General features: G+C 62.2%; 17 protein-coding genes. 14 read left to right on the top strand and 3 right to left on the bottom strand.

Features of this window, described 5'->3' with window-relative positions:
• Positions 1–3: 3 nt before the first annotated feature.
• Positions 4–930: a 4-hydroxyproline epimerase gene (locus tag J0G10_RS17730; protein WP_095048099.1), complete on the bottom strand. Its 927-nt coding sequence runs from the start codon at positions 928–930 to the stop codon at positions 4–6.
• Positions 931–952: 22 nt separating this feature from the next.
• The gene (locus tag J0G10_RS17725; protein ID WP_116254868.1) at positions 953–2,578 is read right to left on the bottom strand and encodes an APC family permease; all 1,626 of its coding nucleotides are present in this window, start codon (positions 2,576–2,578) and stop codon (positions 953–955) included.
• A gap of 231 nt (positions 2,579–2,809) precedes the next feature.
• On the opposite strand from J0G10_RS17725, the gene J0G10_RS17720 reads away from it, so the two are divergent.
• From J0G10_RS17720 to J0G10_RS17665, 12 genes are all read left to right on the top strand, one after another.
• Entirely contained in the window at positions 2,810–3,580 is a 771-nt protein-coding gene (locus tag J0G10_RS17720) for an AraC family transcriptional regulator (RefSeq protein WP_220556364.1), read from the top strand.
• Positions 3,581–3,688: 108 nt separating this feature from the next.
• The gene (gene lexA, locus J0G10_RS17715) at positions 3,689–4,306 is read left to right on the top strand and encodes a transcriptional repressor LexA (protein ID WP_093430810.1); all 618 of its coding nucleotides are present in this window, start codon (positions 3,689–3,691) and stop codon (positions 4,304–4,306) included.
• Positions 4,306–4,923 carry a translesion DNA synthesis-associated protein ImuA gene (imuA, locus tag J0G10_RS17710; RefSeq protein WP_093430813.1) on the top strand — a complete coding sequence of 206 codons (618 nt, stop codon included), beginning with the start codon at positions 4,306–4,308 and terminating at the stop codon, positions 4,921–4,923. Before lexA ends, imuA begins: the two co-directional genes overlap by 1 nt.
• Before the next feature lie 7 nt (positions 4,924–4,930).
• The gene (locus J0G10_RS17705; RefSeq protein ID WP_220556363.1) at positions 4,931–6,346 is read left to right on the top strand and encodes a Y-family DNA polymerase; all 1,416 of its coding nucleotides are present in this window, start codon (positions 4,931–4,933) and stop codon (positions 6,344–6,346) included.
• Positions 6,322–9,420: an error-prone DNA polymerase gene (locus J0G10_RS17700; RefSeq protein WP_220556362.1), complete on the top strand. Its 3,099-nt coding sequence runs from the start codon at positions 6,322–6,324 to the stop codon at positions 9,418–9,420. Before J0G10_RS17705 ends, J0G10_RS17700 begins: the two co-directional genes overlap by 25 nt.
• 259 nt (positions 9,421–9,679) lie before the next feature.
• A complete protein-coding gene (locus J0G10_RS17695) occupies positions 9,680–10,366 on the top strand; it encodes a CsgG/HfaB family protein (protein WP_162483052.1) in 687 nt (228 codons plus the stop codon).
• A 29-nt stretch (positions 10,367–10,395) separates the two neighbouring features.
• Positions 10,396–10,767 carry a DUF4810 domain-containing protein gene (locus tag J0G10_RS17690; protein WP_220556361.1) on the top strand — a complete coding sequence of 124 codons (372 nt, stop codon included), beginning with the start codon at positions 10,396–10,398 and terminating at the stop codon, positions 10,765–10,767.
• Entirely contained in the window at positions 10,764–11,423 is a 660-nt protein-coding gene (locus tag J0G10_RS17685; protein WP_095047855.1) for a DUF799 domain-containing protein, read from the top strand. Before J0G10_RS17690 ends, J0G10_RS17685 begins: the two co-directional genes overlap by 4 nt.
• A 229-nt stretch (positions 11,424–11,652) precedes the next feature.
• Entirely contained in the window at positions 11,653–12,342 is a 690-nt protein-coding gene (locus tag J0G10_RS17680; protein ID WP_095047854.1) for a GntR family transcriptional regulator, read from the top strand.
• Positions 12,343–12,476: 134 nt separating this feature from the next.
• The gene (locus J0G10_RS17675; protein ID WP_220556360.1) at positions 12,477–14,588 is read left to right on the top strand and encodes a hybrid sensor histidine kinase/response regulator; all 2,112 of its coding nucleotides are present in this window, start codon (positions 12,477–12,479) and stop codon (positions 14,586–14,588) included.
• A gap of 31 nt (positions 14,589–14,619) precedes the next feature.
• Positions 14,620–17,253 (top strand): excinuclease ABC subunit UvrA, encoded by a 2,634-nt coding sequence (locus tag J0G10_RS17670; RefSeq protein ID WP_095126638.1) that lies wholly within the window; start codon positions 14,620–14,622, stop codon positions 17,251–17,253.
• Positions 17,254–17,376: 123 nt separating this feature from the next.
• On the top strand, positions 17,377–17,643 hold the full coding sequence (locus J0G10_RS17665; protein ID WP_095047851.1) for a hypothetical protein: 267 nt from the start codon (positions 17,377–17,379) through the stop codon (positions 17,641–17,643).
• A 383-nt stretch (positions 17,644–18,026) separates the two neighbouring features.
• Here the strand turns inward: J0G10_RS17665 and J0G10_RS17660 are convergent, their stop codons facing one another.
• Positions 18,027–18,548: a DUF4142 domain-containing protein gene (locus J0G10_RS17660; RefSeq protein WP_095047850.1), complete on the bottom strand. Its 522-nt coding sequence runs from the start codon at positions 18,546–18,548 to the stop codon at positions 18,027–18,029.
• 205 nt (positions 18,549–18,753) lie between these two features.
• Between J0G10_RS17660 and J0G10_RS17655 the strand changes: the two genes are divergently transcribed.
• Positions 18,754–18,996 carry a YdcH family protein gene (locus J0G10_RS17655; RefSeq protein ID WP_095047849.1) on the top strand — a complete coding sequence of 81 codons (243 nt, stop codon included), beginning with the start codon at positions 18,754–18,756 and terminating at the stop codon, positions 18,994–18,996.
• 107 nt (positions 18,997–19,103) lie between these two features.
• Positions 19,104–19,268: a hypothetical protein gene (locus tag J0G10_RS17650; protein WP_007912545.1), complete on the top strand. Its 165-nt coding sequence runs from the start codon at positions 19,104–19,106 to the stop codon at positions 19,266–19,268.
• Positions 19,269–19,376: the final 108 nt, after the last annotated feature.

The following is a 19,376-nucleotide window of genomic DNA, read 5'->3' as shown; positions in this document are numbered from 1 at the left end:
GGTTCAGATGCCCCACGCGAACGGGTCTGCTTCGTCGATCAGCAAGGTGCTGTCGGCGGTCATGTAGGCGCGGCCGGTGATGTACGGGCGGATACGTTCGCCTTGCCATTCGAAGCGACCTTCGAACTGGCTGCCGGTGATGCTTGCCTGCACCCAGGTTGCGCCGGGTTGCAGCTTGTCGTCGGCGGCCAGACAGGCGAGTTTGGCGCTGGTGCCGGTGCCGCACGGGGAGCGGTCGTAGGCTTTGCCGGGGCACATGACGAAGTTGCGGCTGTCGGCCTGATCGTCATCGGCGAACAGTTCGATGTGATCGATCACCGCGCCGTCCTCGCCGTAAATGCCTTGGTCTTCGAGGGCCTTGAGCATCGCCCAGGTGTACGCCGTGAGGTGTTCGACGTTGTCCATGGTCAGCGTCTGGCCGTGCTCGGAAACGAGGAAGAACCAGTTGCCGCCATAGGCGATGTCGCCCAATACGCGGCCGAACCCCGGCACATCCACCGACACTTGTTTGCGATGGCGATAAGCGGGGACGTTGCCCAGGGTGACGGTTCCGTCGTCATGCAACGTGGCGCTGACCGGGCCGACCGGGGTGTCGATTTTGTGCTCGCCCGGTTCGATTTGCCCCAGGTACTGCAGCGAGTTGATCAGGCCGATGGTGCCGTGGCCGCACATGCCGAGGTAGCCGGCGTTGTTGAAGAAGATCACCCCGCAAGTGGCGTCCGCCGAGACCGGTTCGCAATACAACGCGCCGACCAGCACATCATTGCCGCGCGGTTCCAGCAGGCAGGCGCGGCGCCATTGATCATGTTGAGTGCGCAGCGCATCGCGCTTCTCGACCATGCTGTTGCCGGGCAGCTCGGGGAAGCCTTTCATCACCAGGCGCGTCGGTTCACCGCCGGTGTGGGAATCAATCACGTGTACTCGTTTCATGAACATGTCCCGTTGGATGATTTCAGTAGGCGCCGGCAGGGCGCGCAGAGACGGTCGAGGCGGGGGAAGCGATTTCGCTGTCCTCGTCGTCCTCTTCCAGGCGCAGCAGATGCGCCGGTACACCGGTCGCCGCGCCCCAGTAGTAAATGCCGGTGGCACACGCCGCGACGACAAGGGTGTCGAATGGATGGGCAAGGATGCCGAGGCCACCGAAGGTGCCGAGTTTCGACAGCACGATGGTCACCGCGTAGAAGGCGATCAGCCACGCCGAGGAACGCACTTGGCTGGCCAGATTCAGGTGAGCGGTTGGCACAAATCGACCGCAGAGCAGGTAGACCACGAACATCAGGATCTGCAGGCCGAGCAGCCACGACACGGTGCTCCAGCCCGACCAGTAGACGATCAGCGCGGCGATGATGAACGACACCGGCCCGAGCACGCCCATGCACTTGACCCGGAACGGCCGTGGCATGTCCGGCGCATTGCGGCGCAGCGCAGCCACCGACACCGGCGCCACGGCGTAGCTCAACACCAGCGCAGCGGAGACCACGTTGATCAGCGCCTCCCACGACGGGAACGGCAACGTCCAGAACACCGACAGGGCGAAGGTCAGCCACAGCGCCGGGCGCGGGATGCCGGACTTTTCATCGATGTGGGTGAAGACCTTGAAGAAGGTCCCGGTCTGCGCCCAGCCATAGATCACTCGCGGGGTCGCGTTCATGTAGATGTTGCCGCAGCCGCTCGGCGAGATCACCGCATCGGCGACCACCAGATACGCCAGCCAGCCCACGCCCAGCGCCAGCGCGATGTCGCGATACGGCAGGGCAAATTCCTTGCTGATTCCGGCCCAGCCGTTGGCGAGCATTTCCGTCGGGATGCTGCCGAGAAAGGCCATTTGCAGCAGCACGTAAATCAGTGTCGACAGCAGCACCGAGAGGATCAACGCAATGGGAATGGTGCGCTGCGGATTCTTCACTTCACTGGCCACCGAGATGATCGGCGTCAGGCCCAGATACGCGAAAATGATGCCACCCGCCGACACGGCCATCTCGACGCCGGACAGGCCAAACGGGGCAAAGCCTTGCACCTCGAAGTTGGCCGGTTTGAAGAAGGTGAACAGCACCCCGATCACCAGCAGCGGCACGATGAACTTGAACACGCTGACCAGATTATTGGCCTTGGCGAAGGTCTTCACGCTGCGGTAGTTGAGCAGGAAGAACACGCACAACAGCCCGAACTGCACCAGCCAGCCGAGAATCGTCGGATCGCCGGTGCCAGCTTTGGACAGGCCGGGAAACCACGCCGCTGCGTATTGGCGCGAAGCGACCACTTCGATGGCGACCAGACTGGAAAACGCAATCAGGGTGATGAAACCCATTAAGTAGCCGAGCAGCGGCCCATGGGAGTAAACCGGATAACGCACCACGCCGCCGGCGCGCGGTAATGCGGCGCCCAGTTCGCAGTAAACGATGCCCAGCAACAACACGGCGAAGCCGCCCAGCAGCCAGGAAAAAATCCCCGCCGGGCCGGCAATGGCGGACACATGACTGGCCGCGAACAACCAGCCGGAACCGAAGATCGCCCCCAGCCCGATAAATGTGAGGTCGATCAGTGAAAGCTGTTTTTTGAACTTGCCTTGGCCTGACATGGCATCGCCTTCTTGTGAGTTATTGGATAGGCAGTTGTGTCACTGGGACGGCCAGACTTTGAACTCATCGACCTCGCGGCGATTGATGTTTTTTGCTGGCTTCGATGACGAAATCAGCACAATGACGCCGATAAAACATGGCCCTCGACACGCCGCGAACGATGCTGCAATCTGCGGGCGAACGGCGCATGGCGGGCATTTGGTCTGTCCACGTTACGAGGGGAATCTTTGATGCAGCAGGCGTTTTCGATCCTGGCTCAAGGCATGAATGGCCAGCGTCCGCAGACACTGGAGGAACTCTTGGCCGGCGCGGCGCTGTTGTTGCCGATGCTTGATGTGATCCCCAATGCGGCGATTTTCATCAAGGATGTGCAGGCCCGTTACGTGCTTGCCAACCGCACGCTGGCGCAGCGCTGTGGCTTGAAGGATTTGCGTCCGTTACTGGGCAAGACCAGCGCGCAGGTGTTTCCGGCGCAACTCGGGCCGGGCTACACCGAGCAGGATCGCAAGGTGCTGGAGGAGGGTTTTGTGCTGGAGGATCAGCTCGAACTGCATCTGTACGGCAGCCGCGAACCGGGGTGGTGCCTGACGCACAAGCAGCCGCTGTATAACCGTGACGGGGTGATTATCGGTCTGGCGGGGATTTCGGTGGACCTGCAATCGGCCAGTGAAACCCACCCGGCATTCGAGCGGCTGGCGGCTGTCGATGAGCATATTCGCGGGAATTTCAATCGCCGTGTGACCCTCGGTGAACTGACCCGCATCGCCGGCATTTCCGTGGCGCAACTGGAGCGTTACTGCAAACGGGTATTCCACCTGACGCCACGGCAGATGATCCAGAAAGTACGCCTGGAACACGCGCATCGATTGCTGCACACCGACCTGCCGATAACGGACGTGGCGCTGCAATGCGGCTACACCGATCACAGCGCGTTCACGCGCCAGTTCAAGGCGTCGACCGGGTTTACGCCACGCGAGTATCGGCAGGCCACTTCACCCTGATCAAGTGGCCATTGAAGATCAATGCAGGCGCTGCCGAACCTTCGGCAACTCCTGCGTCGGCCTGGGCCGACCTGCGGCGCTTGTCAGGAAAATCCTACAGGAGTACAAATGTACTCCATGACGAACCTGACTCCCCGCCGTACTGCCATTCTGACTTTTATCCGCGATCGAATCGCCGAACACGGTCAGCCCCCAAGCCTCGCTGAAATCAGCGAGGCTTTTGGTTTTGCCTCGCGCAGCGTGGCGCGCAAGCATGTGCTTGCGCTCACCGAAGCCGGGTTTATCGAGGTCAATCCGCATCAGGCCCGGGGCATTCGCCTGCTCGGGCAGCCGGCACGCCCGGAATTGCTCGACATCCCCGTGCTCGGCCGCGTCGCTGCCGGTGCGCCGATTGGCGCCGATGCCGACATCCATAGCCGCTTGCTGCTCGACCCGGCGCTGTTCTCCCGCACGCCCGATTACATGCTGCGGGTGCAGGGCGATTCGATGATCGAGGACGGCATTCTCGACGGCGATCTGGTCGGCGTGAAGCGCAATCCCGAGGCGCTCAACGGCCAGATCGTCGTAGCGCGCCTCGACGGTGAAGTCACCATCAAACGCTTCGAACGGCTGGGCGATGCCGTGCGCCTGTTGCCGCGCAACCCGGCGTATCAGCCGATTGTCGTGCGTGACGATCAGGATCTGGCCATCGAAGGGGTGTTTTGCGGTCTGGTGAGGCAAGGCTGATGGGCGCCGTCGTTGCGTTGGATACGCTGTTCAATGGCGGCCAGGTCTGGAAAGGCCGCCCTGCGCCACCGGCCGCCAGCCCGCAGCCGACCGGCCACGCCGCGCTGGACGCGGCACTGCCCAGCGGTGGCTGGCCGGAAGCGGCGTTGAGCGAAATCCTCCTGGCCGGTCCCGGTGTCGGCGAACTGCAGCTAGTCTGGCCGACGCTGGCGCGGTTGTCGGCGGCGGGCGAGCGCATCGTGCTGGTGGCGCCGCCGTTCGTGCCGTACCCGCAGGCGTGGGCAAGCGCCGGGGTCGATCTGCGCCAGTTGTCGGTGATCCAGGCCACCGAGCGCGATGCCTTGTGGGCGGCGGAACAATGTTTACGTTCGGGCAGTTGCGGCGCGGTGCTGTGCTGGCCGCACAAGGCTGATGATCGCGCGTTGCGCCGTTTGCAGGTGGCGGCGGAAACCGGTCAGACCTTGGCGTTTGCCTGGCGGCCGTTGAGCGAAGCGATCAACCCGTCACCGGCGGCGTTACGCATTGCCATCGACGCCAGACCTGCACAGTTGCGCGTACTCAAGTGCCGTGGCGGGCTGGCGCGTACGGCACCGATTGCCTTTGCTGTGGGGCACTGAGGTCACCATGCGCTGGGTGTGTATCCTGTTTCCGCAATTGGCTCTGGACGCCGTGCTGCGTCAGCGGCCCGATCCCGATGAACCGTTGGTGCTGCTTAACGGCCCGGCCCAGCGCCGGGTGTTGCAAGCGGTCAATCCGGCGGCGCGCAAGCTTGGTTTGCGCGCAGGCCAGTCGATGACCGCCGCCCAGGCCATGAGCAAAGGCTTTGCCACGGCTGATTACGAGGCCGCCGAGGTCGAACACTGGCAGCAGTTTCTCGCCGCGTGGGCCTACCGTTTCAGCTCGCAGGTCAGCGTGCATTACCCGCGCACCGTGGTGTTCGAGATCGAATCGAGCCTGGGTCTGTTCGGTTCGTGGGCGCAGTTCGAAGCACGACTGCGCCGGGAACTGACTGATCTGGGTTTCCGCCATCGCATCGTCGCGGCACCGAATCCCGTGGCGGCGCGGGTGCTGGCCAACGCCTATGACGGCTTGGTGGTGCCGGACGGCGAGGCCTTGCAGCATCATCTCGGTCAGTTGCCCGTCGACCGCGTCGGTCTGGAACCCGCAGTGGCCACGGCGTTATCACGTATGGGCCTGCGCAATCTCAGTCAGGTGCAGAGCCTGCCGCGTCAGGCGCTGGCCCGGCGCTTCGAAGCGCAGATGCTCAAGCATCTCGACACGCTGTTCGGCGCGCGGCCATTGGCGCTGGCGTTTTACCTGCCGCCGGATCGTTTCGACGTACGCATCGAACTGAATTTCGACGTGCAGTCCCATCAGGCACTGTTGTTCCCGTTACGCCGTTTGACCGGCGATCTGTCGGCGTTCCTCTGCGGGCGTGACAGCGGCGTGCAGCGCTTCGATCTGCACCTGGAACACGCCGGGCTGCCGGACAGCATCATCAAGGTCGGCCTGCTCAGCGCCGAACGTGATCCGGCGATGCTCTTCGAACTGGCCCGTGGCCGGCTGGAACAAGTGCAAGTCGAGGCGCCCGTGCGCGGCTTTCGTCTGCGCGCCGAGGACCTGCCGAGTTTCGTGCCGCAGTTTCAGCAACTGTTCGACGACCGTCCGCAGCAGACCTTGCCGTGGGAGCAGTTGCGCGAACGCCTGCGTGCGCGCTTGGGCGATGACGCGGTGCAGGGGTTGCGTTTTCAGGCCGATCATCGTCCCGAGTGCGCGTGGCAGCACGGCGTTGATAAACAACGCTGCGCAGGCTTGCCGAACGTGCATCGTCCGGGCTGGTTGCTCGGCGAGCCACAAAGCGTGGCGGAAGGTTCGGCGCGGATTCTCATGGGCCCGGAGCGCATCGAATCCGGCTGGTGGGACGGTGACGACGTGCGCCGTGATTATTACCTGATCCAGAATCGCGCCGGACAGCAGGGCTGGGCTTATCGGGCGGTGGGTGAGGGCGGTCCGCTGTGGCTGCAAGGCTGGTTTGCATGAACGACGGTTATGCCGAACTGCACTGCCTGTCGAACTTCAGTTTTCAGCGCGGTGCGTCCAGTGCGCTGGAACTGTTCCAGCGCGCAAAAAAGCACGGCTATCAGGCACTGGCGATCACCGATGAGTGCACGCTGGCCGGAATCGTTCGGGCCTGGCAAGCGGCGAAATCGGTGGAGCTACCGCTGGTCATCGGCAGCGAAGTGCGTATCGAAAACGGCCCGAAACTGGTGCTGCTGGTGGAGAATCTGGCGGGCTATCAAGCGCTTTGCGGCCTGATCACCCGCGCCCGACGGCGCACGCAGAAAGGCCAGTATCAGGTGCTGCGCGAAGACTTCGCCGAGCCGTTGCCGGGGTTGCTGGTGTTGTGGGTGCCGGACTCGCTTGATGACGTGGAGGAGGGTCGATGGCTGCAGCAGACCTTTGGCGAACGGTTGTGGCTGGCGGTGCAATTGCATCGTGGCCAGGACGATCAGCAGCGGTTGGCGGCGATGTTGGGGCTGGCCGCCGAGTTGCAGATTCCTGCCGTGGCCAGCGGCGATGTGCACATGCATGCCCGTGGCCGGCGTGCCTTGCAGGACACCATGACTGCGATCCGTCATCACGTGCCGGTGGCCGAGGCGGGGTTACGCCTGCATCCCAATGGCGAACGGCATTTACGCAGTGTCGAAGTGTTGCGCGAGTTGTATCCGCAGGCTCTGCTGGATGAGTCGATGAGCCTGGCCCGGCGCTGCACCTTCGACCTGGGCGAGTTGCGTTATCAGTATCCGAAAGAACTGGTGCCGGAGGGGCACAGCCCCAGTTCCTGGCTACGGCATCTGACCGAAGAGGGCATCGCTTGGCGCTGGCCACAGGGGCCGCAAGGCAAAGTGCTCAAGCAGATCGACGATGAACTGAAGCTGATCGCCGAACTCGGTTACGAAAGCTACTTTCTCACCGTGCACGATGTGGTGCACTTCGCCCGCGAGCAGAAAATTCTGTGTCAGGGGCGTGGCTCTGCGGCTAACTCGGCGGTGTGTTTTGCCTTGGGTATCACCGAAATCGACCCGGATCGCACCACGCTGCTGTTCGAGCGCTTCATGTCCAAGGAGCGCAACGAGCCGCCGGACATCGACGTCGATTTCGAGCACGAGCGCCGCGAAGAAGTCCTGCAATACGTGTTTCGCCGTTACGGCCGTGGTCGTGCGGCGCTGACGGCGGTGGTCAGCACCTACCACGCTGCCGGCGCAGTACGCGACGTGGCCAAGGCCTTGGGCCTGCCGCCGGATCAGATCAACGCACTGGCTGATTGCTGCGGCCACTGGAGCGATGAAACACCGCCGGTCGCGCGTTTGCTCGAAGGCGGTTTCGACCCGGACAGCCCGGTGCTGCGCCGGGTGCTGAGCCTGACCGGGCAGTTGATCGGCTTCCCCCGGCACCTGTCGCAGCATCCCGGCGGCTTTGTGATTTCCGAGCAGCCGCTGGACACGCTGGTGCCGGTGGAAAACGCCGCCATGGCCGAGCGCACGATCATTCAGTGGGACAAGGATGACCTCGATGCAGTCGGCCTGCTCAAGGTGGATATTCTCGCCCTCGGCATGCTCAGCGCGATTCGCCGCTGCTTCGACCTGCTGCGCCACCATCGCAATCTGGATCTGAGCCTGGCGACGATTCCAGCCGAAGACAAACCGACCTACGACATGATCAGCCGCGCCGACACCATCGGCGTGTTCCAGATCGAGTCGCGGGCGCAGATGTCGATGCTGCCGCGCCTGAGACCGGCGAAGTTCTACGATCTGGTGATTGAGGTGGCCATCGTCCGCCCGGGACCGATTCAGGGCGGGATGGTGCATCCGTATCTGCGTCGCCGGAACAAGGAAGAAGAGGAAACCTACCCGTCACCAGAGCTCAAGGTTGTTCTGGAAAGAACCCTCGGCGTGCCGCTGTTTCAGGAACAGGTGATGCAGATCGCCATCGTCGCCGCCGATTACAGCCCCGGCGAGGCTGATCAGTTGCGTCGCTCGATGGCTGCGTGGAAACGCCACGGCGGACTGGAACCGCACAAGGAACGCCTCGCCGCCGGCATGAAGAAGAACGGCTACACGCCGGAGTTCGCCGCGCAGATTTTCGAACAGATCAAAGGCTTCGGCAGCTACGGTTTTCCCGAGTCCCACGCCGCCAGTTTTGCCTTGCTGACTTACGCCAGTTGCTGGCTCAAGTGCCACGAACCGGCGGCGTTCGCCTGCGCGTTGATCAATAGCTGGCCAATGGGCTTCTACAGCCCGGACCAGATCCTCCAGGATGCGCGCCGGCATCAGTTGCAGATCCGCCCGGTCGACGTGCGCGCCAGTGACTGGGATTGCAGCCTGGAAACCACCACGACGGTGCAACCGGCGATTCGCATGGGTCTGCGGATGATCAAGGGCTTTCGCGAGGACGATGCCCGGCGCATCGAAGCGGCGCGCGCGCGCGGGGCATTTGCCGATGTCGCCGACCTGGGCGAGCGGGCGGCGCTCGACAGTCGGGCGCAGGCGTTGCTCGCCGATTCCGGGGCGTTGCGTGGCCTGGCCGGACATCGGCATCGGGCGCGCTGGGAAGTCGCCGGGGTGCAGAAACAGCTGGGCCTGTTTGCCGGGTTGCCGAGTCAGGAGGAGCCGGAGGTGGTACTACCCAAACCCAGCGTTGGCGAGGATCTGCACGCCGATTACAGCACCGTCGGCACCACGTTGGGGCCGCATCCGCTGGCACTGTTGCGCGGCGAACTCAAAGCCCGGCGCTGCCGCAGTTCGCAGGAGTTGCTTGAAGTCGAACATGGCCGACCGGTGAGCATCGCCGGGCTGGTGACGGGACGGCAACGACCGGGCACCGCCAGTGGTGTGACCTTCGTCACCCTGGAAGACGAGTTCGGCAACGTCAACGTGGTGGTCTGGCGAGATCTGGCCGAGCGTCAACGGCAAGTGCTGGTGGGCTCGCAACTGCTGAAAGTCGACGGCCGCTGGGAGCGCGAAGGCGAAGTGCGCCACCTGATCGCCGGCCGCCTGAGCGACCTCAGCCCGCTGCTCAACGGCATCCGCGTGCAGAGCCGCGATTTCCATTAGCGCGCCCTGATCTGATCGTTCCCACGCTCTGCGTGGTAACGCCTCCCGTGACGCTCCGCGTCAGAGCGGACGCGGAGCGTCCGTGGCTGCATTCCCACGCAGAGCGTGGGAACGATCGAGTCCGGAACAGCCAATTCACTGGCGTCAAAAAAACCTGTCACGAATGATGGCACTTTGTCATAATGCCGCCCCTTTTCAGCTCCCGCTGCGCATTGTCGTGCCGGGACATCCCCGTTTTTCAAAGGAATACTCAGTGAGAATGATCTCCCGGATGCTGGTCTCAGGCGTCGCGATTGCTGTGCTTGGCACGATGGCTGGCACACTCTCAGGTTGCGCGACCGAAAGCTCGCGCGCCTTGCCGGTGGCCAAGGTTGAAAGCGCCTCCCAGGTCTGGACCGGCGTTCGCGTGCCAATGGCCGTGGGCAAGTTCGACAACCGTTCCAGCTATATGCGCGGGATTTTCTCCGACGGCGTCGACCGTCTCGGCGGTCAGGCCAAGACCATCCTGATCACCCATTTGCAGCAGACCAACCGCTTCAGCGTGCTGGATCGCGACAACATGGGTGAAATCCAGCAGGAAGCGGCGATCAAGGGCCAGGCTCAGCGTCTGAAAGGTGCTGATTACGTGGTGACCGGCGACGTCACCGAGTTCGGCCGCAAAGAGACCGGCGATCACCAGCTGTTCGGCATCCTCGGCCGTGGCAAGACTCAGGTGGCCTACGCCAAGGTCAACCTGAATATCGTCAATATCAGTACCTCCGAAGTGGTCTATTCGACCCAGGGCGCCGGCGAATACGCCTTGTCCAACCGCGAAATCATCGGTTTCGGCGGCACCGCTGCCTACGACTCCACCCTCAACGGCAAAGTACTGGATCTGGCCATGCGCGAGGCGATCAATCGTCTGGTCGATGGCATGAACGCCGGTGCCTGGAAACCGGGCAACTGATCGACGCCCATTGCAAGGAGCAACACCCCATGACTCTGAATTTGTCGCGCTCGTTAATGGCGCTGACGCTGGCCGCCAGTGCCTTGCTGGCCGGCTGTGCCTCCGGCCCGCAAACCCTATACCAGTGGGAAGGTTACGAGCCCCAGGTCTACGAATACTTCAAAGGCGAAGAGCCGAAAGAAGCCCAGGCCGAAGCGCTGGAACGTGACCTGCAGAAAATCCGCTCCACCGGCAAGGCCGTACCGCCGGGTTACCACGCGCACCTTGGCCTGCTCTATCTGAGCATGGGCAAGGACGACCAGATGGTGCAGCAGTTCAAAACCGAGAAAACCCTGTTCCCCGAGTCCGGAACGTACATGGATTTCCTGCTCAAAAACGCCAAGACCGGAGACGCGAAATGATCGCGCGCACCTTGAAACTGCTGGCCGCCGGTCTGGCCCTGACCGTGCTGGGTGGCTGCGTTGCGCCCAAGACCGTGGATTACTCGGCCTACAAACAGGCGCGGCCGAAAACCATTCTGGTGCTGCCTCCGCTGAACACTTCGCCGGATGTGAAGGCGTCCTACAGCCTGTTGTCGCAGGTGACCTTCCCACTGGCCGAAGCCGGTTACTACGTGCTGCCGATTGCGCTGGTTGATGAGACGTTCCGCCAGAATGGTCTGAGCACCCCGGACGACATCCATCAGGCACCGCCAGGCAAACTGAAGGAAATCTTCGGTGCGGACGCTGCGCTGTACATCACCGTGACCGAATACGGTACGCGCTACATGGTGATCAGCAGCGAAACGGCAGTGACCGCGACGGCGAAACTGGTCGACCTGAAAAGTGGCACGACGCTGTGGACCGGTTCGGCCCGGGCGTCGAGCGAAGAGGGCGGCAATAGCAATGCCGGCGGTATCGTCGGCATGCTGATCTCGGCGGCAGTGAAGCAGATCATCAACAGCTCCACCGATGCCGGCTACCCGATTGCCGGTGTGGCGAGCAATCGTCTGCTCTCGGCCGGACACCGGGCAGGCCTGCTATACGGCCCGCGCTCGCCGAAGTACGGCACTGACTGAACCCGGTAAGATCTTTCCCACGCACTGCGTGGGAAAGATCAAATGTACGCGTGAGCCTGCTCACCGCCCCCTCCCGGCACATGTGTCCTGCTTGCAACGAGCAGGCAGGTAGCGCGACGCCGCCTCGATGGGTGATCCGCACTCAACGTGCAATCAAGACCCTGCATCTCGAAGCCGAAGGCTATATCCTGCGTGGCACTCAGTTGCTCGACGTTAAAGGAGTGCCCAAATGACCGAAAAGAAACCGGAAACCACGGTCGACCGCGTCTACCAAGGGGTTTACGAGGCGATCAGCAAGCGTTCGTTGCGCCCGGGGATGAAACTGGGTGAGGCCTCGCTAGCCGAATTATTCAATGTCAGCCGCACGTCGGTGCGCGCGGCATTGAAGCAATTGGAGGCCGATGGACTGGTCACCACCGAGCCGAATAAAGGGGCATCGGTGTCGCTGCCGAGCAATGAAGAGCTCCGCTCGCTGTTTGAAACCCGCCGGCTGATCGAGATCGGCATCGTTACCGAACTGTGCCGGCGCAAGGACAGCGCGGCGATGCAGGATTTGCGCGAACACCTGCTGCTGGAAGATGAAGCCCACGCGGCGGGAGATCACGAACGGCTGATCCATCTGCTCGGTGAGTTCCACATCAAACTGGCGTGCAGCCTGAATAACCCGGTGCTGCTCGACTGGTTCCAGAAACTGATCTCCCGCGCTTCGCTATACGCTGCAGCGCTGGACGACGACAGCCATGAAGTCTGCCGCGACAACGAACACCTGCGCCTGATCGAATACATCGAGGCCGGCAATCAGAGCGCCGCCATCGAGCTGACCTGCACGCATCTGAACGGCATCGAGAAGGCCATTCTCGACGCCGCCGCCAAAATGAAAACCGGCTACCATCCGCTCAAGCACCTGATCGGGGTTTAGGTTCCGGGAGGGGATGAAATCGGCTATATATCATATGAAACCAATGCGACTGGAGGCGCTCGAAACAGACGGGCGTCGCGTCGTTATGGCGTCGCGATTTATCGGGCAATCACCACAGGACACTGAGTCAGTCGATGCAGTTTTTATCCGATAGCCATGGTTGTGACGGCTGGAAAGGCGAAATGGCCGGGCGCATCAGTGCGTTCGACTGGAGCCATACTGAACTCGGTCCGCTGAACAGCTGGCCGGCCAGCCTGTGCAGCGCGGTGCAACTGATGCTGGCGTCGCCGCTGCCGATGGTCATGCTCTGGGGCTATGCCGGGTACATGATCTACAACGACGCCTATTCGAAATTTGCCGGTGGTCGGCACCCGTATCTACTCGGTGCGCCGGTGGAGCTGGGCTGGCCGGAAGTCGCCGATTTCAACCGGAATGTGGTCGATACCTGCCTGGCCGGCGGCACCTTGTCGTTTCGCAATAAAGAGTTGGTGCTGTTGCGCGATGGCGTCCCCGAAGACGTCTGGATGGACCTGTATTACAGCCCGGTGGCCAATGATGACGGCAAGCCGGCCGGAGTGATGGCGATGGTGGTGGAAACCACCGAGTTCATGCACTCCGAACGCCGGCGGCAGGAAGCCGAAAGTGCTTACCGCGCCGACAACGAGCGGGTGCGTCTGGCGTTGAATGCCGGGGCCTTGCTCGGCTCGTTTGTCTGGGACGTGAAAAACAACACGTTGTCGGCAGACGAGCGATTCGCCCGCACGTTCTCCTATCCGCCGGATCAGGATCTTAGCGACCTCCCGCAGGACATCGCCGAGTCGCGCATTCATCCCGATGACGCCGCCTGGGTGCAGGAGCGGGTCGTCCATTCCGTGCAGACCGGTGAACCGTATAACGCCGAATATCGCGTGCGGCGCAGTGACGGCAGTTATTCCTGGGTGTTGGCCAGTGGCGCCTGTGAGTTCGACGAACACGGTGCGCCGTTGCGCTTCCCCGGCGTCCTGATCGACATTCATGAACGCAAGATTGCCGAAGAATCCCTGCTCAAATTTACCCGCAACCTCGAACAGCGCGTAGGCGAAGAAGTCGAGGCGCGGCTGGCGGCTGAAGAGCAGTTGCGCCAGTCACAGAAGCTCGAAGCGATTGGTGGTCTGACCGGCGGCGTCGCCCACGATTTCAATAATCTGTTGCAAGTGATCGCCGGCAATCTGCATCTGCTCGCGCGCCATGAACCGAACAATGCCAACGTGCAGCGCCGCGTCAGCGCCTCGCTGGCAGCGGTCGAACGCGGTGCCAAGCTGTCCTCGCAATTGCTTGCGTTCGCCCGGCGCCAGCCTTTGTCGCCGGCGGTGTGCAACCCGCAGCAGATTTTCGAAGGTGTCGGCGAATTGCTGCAGCGAGCGCTGGGTGAAACCATTCAGATCGACGTGCAACTGCCGCAAAAGCCGTGGCACATCAACGTCGACCGCAACCAGTTGGAAAACGCCATTCTCAACCTGGCGATCAATGCTCGCGATGCGATGAAGGGCGAGGGCACCATTGCGCTCAGCGCTGCTAACGTGCGGCTCGAACGCGAGTTCTGTGCCGGTAAAGGCATCGTTCCCGGTGAGTTTGTCCGCGTCGCGGTCAGTGACTCCGGCGCCGGCATCCCGCCAGAGATTCTCGAGCAAGTGTTTGAGCCGTTCTTCACCACCAAGGCTGACGGTCAGGGCACCGGGCTGGGCTTGAGCATGGTGTTTGGCTTCGTCAAACAGAGCGGCGGGCATGTCGAGATCACCAGCACCCTCGGCGAGGGCACGCGGGTGCAGTTGTACTTCCCGCGCAGTCTGCGGCCGATCCTTGATGAGGCGCCCAGCCTGCAAAGGCAGCAGAGCGGCGGCCACGAAACGATTCTGGTGGTCGAGGACAATGACGCCGTGCGCGCTTCGGCGGTCGAATTGTTGCGCGAGGAGGGTTATCGCGTGCTGACCGCCGGTCATGGCGATGCGGCCATGCAAATGCTCCTCGAAGGTGTCGAGGTGGACCTGATCTTCACTGACGTGGTCATGCCGGGGCTGATCAAAAGCTCCGACCTGTTCGCTTGGGCCAAGGTGCAGACACCGCCGGTGGCCGTGCTGTTCACCTCTGGGCACACCCGCGACATCATTTCACGCAATCACCAGTTAAGCCCTGACACGCACTTGCTTGGCAAACCGTACAGCCCGGAAGCCATGTTGCAGATGATTCGGGTGGTGCTCGGTAGCTGAACGTAGAACATTCCTTCACCAAGGCAGGTCGATGACTTCCAAACGCACCTCCAAAGCGCCCACCGGCATGGTCCGGGTACGTGGCGCCCGTGAACACAACCTGAAGAACGTTGATGTCGACATTCCCCGCGATGCGCTGGTGGTGTTCACCGGGGTGTCCGGGTCTGGCAAGTCGTCACTGGCGTTCTCGACCTTGTATGCCGAGGCCCAGCGCCGATACTTTGAGTCGGTGGCGCCGTACGCGCGACGGCTGATCGATCAGGTCGGCGTGCCGGATGTCGACTCCATTGAAGGCCTGCCGCCGGCCGTGGCCCTGCAACAGCAACGCGGCACGCCGAGTACGCGCTCGTCAGTGGGCAGCGTGACCACGCTGTCGAGCCTGATCCGCATGCTCTATTCGCGCGCCGGCAGTTATCCGCCGGGGCAACCGATGTTGTATGCCGAGGACTTCTCGCCGAACACCCCGCAAGGCGCGTGCCCCGAATGCCATGGCCTCGGCCGGGTGTACGAGGTCACCGAAGCGCTGATGGTGCCGGACCCGAACCTGACCATCCGCCAGCGCGCGGTGGCGTCCTGGCCGCTGGCGTGGCAGGGACAGAACCTGCGCGACATCCTTGTGACCATGGGCATCGATGTCGACATTCCATGGAAGAAGCTGCCGAAAAAACAGCGCGACTGGATTCTCTTCACCGAAGAAACCCCGACCGTGCCGGTGTACGCCGGGCTGACCCCGGAAGAAACCCGCGTGGCCCTCAAACGCAAGATGGAGCCGAGTTACCAGGGCACCTTCACCGGCGCCCGGCGCTACATTCTGCACACGTTTACTCACTCGCAAAGTGCGCTGATGAAGAAGCGCGTTTCGCAGTTCATGCTCGGCAGCCCTTGCCCGTTATGCGATGGCAAACGCCTGAAACGTGAGGCGTTGTCGGTGACGTTTGCCGGGTATGACATCGGCGAGCTGTCGCAGATGCCGTTGCTGCAAGTGGCCGAGGTGCTGCGGCCGGTGGCGGCGGCCAGCTACCTCGAACACGCTGAAGAAACCGGCGAGACCTTAAGTCACGCGCAAACCCGCGAGGCGCGCCAGCAGCGCGTGGCCCACGGTGCCAGCGGCCACGGCAGCGCGCCAGACGTGCGCCACACGCCAAACCTGTCGCTGGAGAAGCGCCTGGCGGCGCAGCGCATTGCCGAGGATCTGCTGGAGCGGGTCAGCACCCTGACCGATCTGGGCCTCGGTTATCTGGCGCTGGAGCGCAGCACCCCGACGCTGTCGTCCGGTGAGTTGCAGCGCTTGCGCTTGGCGACGCAACTGGGTTCGCAATTGTTCGGGGTGATCTACGTGCTCGACGAACCCTCCGCCGGTTTGCACCCGGCCGATGGCGAGGCGTTGTTCGAGGCGTTGCAGCGCTTGAAGGCGGACGGCAACACGCTGTTTGTGGTCGAGCACGACGTGGAAACCATGCGCCGCGCCGACTGGCTGATCGACGTCGGCCCGGCGGCGGGCGAGCAGGGTGGGCAGGTGCTGTACAGCGGCCCGCCGGCAGGTCTGGCCGAGATCGAGCAATCGCAGACTCGCGCCTACCTGTTTGCCGAAGCGCAGCGCCAGGCACGCACCGCGCGCAAACCGACGGCGTGGCTGAAGCTCGACGGGATCACCCGCAATAACCTGAATAATCTCAGTGCTGAATTTCCGCTGGGCTGCTTTACCTCGGTGACCGGCGTGTCTGGCTCGGGCAAATCGAGTCTGGTCAGTCAGGCCTTGCTGGAACTGGTCGGCGCGCAGTTAGGGCGGCCGACGGTAGACAGTGAGCCGGAAGAACTCAGCCTCGAGGACGCCGCGCCGCAGGTCAGCAGCGGCCAGGTGACGTCGGGGCTGGAGTCGATCAAGCGACTGGTGCAGGTCGACCAGAAACCCATCGGCCGCACGCCACGCTCCAATCTGGCCACTTACACAGGGCTGTTCGACAACGTGCGCAAGCTCTACGCCGCGACCGACGCGGCACGGGCTGCCGGCTACGACGCCGGACAGTTTTCCTTCAACGTCGCCAAGGGCCGTTGCGCCACCTGCGAGGGTGAAGGCTTTGTCAGTGTCGAGTTGTTATTCATGCCCAGTGTTTATGCGCCGTGCCCGACCTGCCATGGCGCGCGCTACAACCCGCAGACCCTGGCGATTCTCTGGGAGGGTTTGAGCATTGCGCAGGTGCTGCAATTGACCGTCGAGGAAGCGGTGACGGTGTTTGCCGAGCAAGCGGGGATTCGCCGGTCACTCGAAGTGCTGCGCGATATTGGCCTGGGTTATCTGCGCCTGGGGCAACCGGCCACGGAGTTGTCCGGTGGCGAAGCGCAGCGGATCAAACTGGCCACCGAATTGCAACGCAACCAGCGCGGCGCGACCTTGTACGTGCTGGACGAACCGACCACCGGGCTGCATCCGCGTGATGTCGATCGGTTGCTGGAGCAGTTGGATACGCTGGTGACGGCTGGGCACACGGTGATTGTCGTTGAGCACGAAATGCGCGTGGTCGCGCAGAGTGACTGGGTGATCGACATCGGGCCGGGCGCGGGGGATCAGGGCGGTCGAATCGTGGTGGCGGGTACACCGCAGAAGGTTGCGGCGAGCAAGAAGAGCAAAACCGCGCCGTTTCTGGCTCGGGCCTTGAGCCGGTAATTGCGGCGTTCCGATTGGCACCATCAAGCGGGCGGCGAAGTTTTGAACGTTGGCGCGGGCCAGGCTTCGAATCTTTAACACCCGGCGGATGTGTGTCGGGCGTGTTTGACCAACGAGGTGGCCATGAACGAGCAAACGAAGCAGCAGAGCCAATCTGGCGAGCCGATTAACCGCAATGATCCAGCGATTGACCCGCAGGTGCCGGGGCAACCGTCGCCGACACAGCAGCAGGGCGAGGATGGTCAGGCGCAGAGCGCAGACCCGGCAGTGGATCAGAAGAACAAGCACACGGACAACGACAACGAGTTCAGCCCGGGTTTCAAACCGCAGCCGGATCGGGCGAAGCCGGGGGAGGAGACGGATGCTGATATTGATACGGATGGCGGTTGATGTTCGGTGGATATGACAAGGCCGCATCTTAGGATGCGGCCTTTTTTCGCTTGGATGTGGTGGTGTTGCTGACATCGATCCCCCTCACCCCAGCCCTCTCCCCCAGGGGGGAGAGGGGGAAGGGAGCCGATCTCGGTGCCTTTCAAAAGCCAGGTTCAACTCTAGATTTCAGATCGGTGTGACTCGAACATTCAACACGATCGGCTCCGTCTCGCTCTCCGGAAAGGCGAGGGGAAAGGGAGCCGATCGGGGGCAGTTCAAAATCGGAGTTGCACTCCAGTACCTGAGTTCGAAGCCGAAGTTTCAGGTCGGCGTAACTCGAACATTCACCTCGGCCGGCTCCCTCTCCCTCCGGGAGAGGGCTGGGGTGAGGGTAAAGCTTTTTACTTGCTCGGATGCTTGGCCTGCAATTCTTTGGCGGCGGCGAGGTGTTTCTCCAGCGCCGGCAACATTTTCTGCGCAAACGCCTTCAGTTCCGTCGCACCTTTGACCTTGTCATCGGTCACGGTATTGGCTTGTTTCTTGAACAGCTCGATGGTCTCTTCGTGCGCCTTCACCTGATTGTTGGCGTACGCCGCGTCGAAAGACTCATCACGCACTTCGAGGATTTTTTCCTTGGCCTGTTTGACCAATGTCGTGGTGTCCGGGACTTCGATGTCGTTAGCTTTGGCAATGGTCGCCAGCTCATCGTTGGCCTTGCCATGGTCGGTGATCATCATATTGGCGAAGGCCTTGATGTCAGCCGATTGGCTTTTTTCCAAGGCGAGGCGGCTGGTTTCGATTTCGGCAATACCACCGGCAGCGGCGTTATCGACGAAGTCATTGTCAGTCGCAGCGAAAGCGCTGCCCATGCCGCTGCTCAACGCGACAGCCAGGACCAGATGACGCAGGTTGAATCCGTCCATTGGTGTATCTCCACGCAGTTTTTGTTGGTGTTAACCAATGGAGGGAACACGGCGAGCAAAGGTTTGATCGCATTTGCGACAGGGCGACGAACGGGCACCGCTGGTCTGACAGGTGGTCGACAGAACCGTGCAACCGAGGCCATTCTGATAACTGGCCAGCGCAATCGGTCGCGTTGGCCAGCCGATCAACTGACGGAGGTGTTCCATGCCGGTTCCCCATGACCTGTTTCAGGACTTGAGTTACACGAAGGAAGAGATCCAGCAAAAACGCACCCAGGATCCACGATTGGATTCACTGATCAACAAGTATTCCCAAGCCGACGCCGATGTGGTCAAAGCCGAAACGGCCACCTCAGATGCTCCCACCGACGACGCATTGAAAAAGCTCAAAGAGAGGCGCCTGAAGGTCAAAGACGAAATCGTCAGCCATTTGCAGGCGCCGTCCTGATTCGCCATTGATCCGCCGACCTGCGGTTGCGGATTGACGGGAACGACTGCCACGACCGGCACCTCGAATGTACAGAGTATTCCATCCGACTCATTGCGAGGTGCCTTATGAACGATCCCAAATTCCCCAGTGAAGAGCAGGGCGCATTCGACCCGGTTCCCACGCATCCCGAACCGAACAGCCCGGCACATACCACGGCCAATCCCGAAGAGCCGGATGAGGATCTGCCCGAAGACGAAGATCCGGACAAGTTCGACAAGTCCAGCAACTGACAGACCGCCTTCGTCGGAACGCCGCCCGGAGCAGGCTCGCTTGTATGGTAGGACTTGAAGGGAGGAGGAGGGACAAGGCTCGATTCTGACTGTTGACGCAGCACAGAC

The organism is Pseudomonas germanica, assembly GCF_019614655.1.
Classification (GTDB): domain Bacteria; phylum Pseudomonadota; class Gammaproteobacteria; order Pseudomonadales; family Pseudomonadaceae; genus Aquipseudomonas; species Aquipseudomonas neuropathica.
This window is presented reverse-complemented; position numbering and strand designations above follow the sequence as displayed.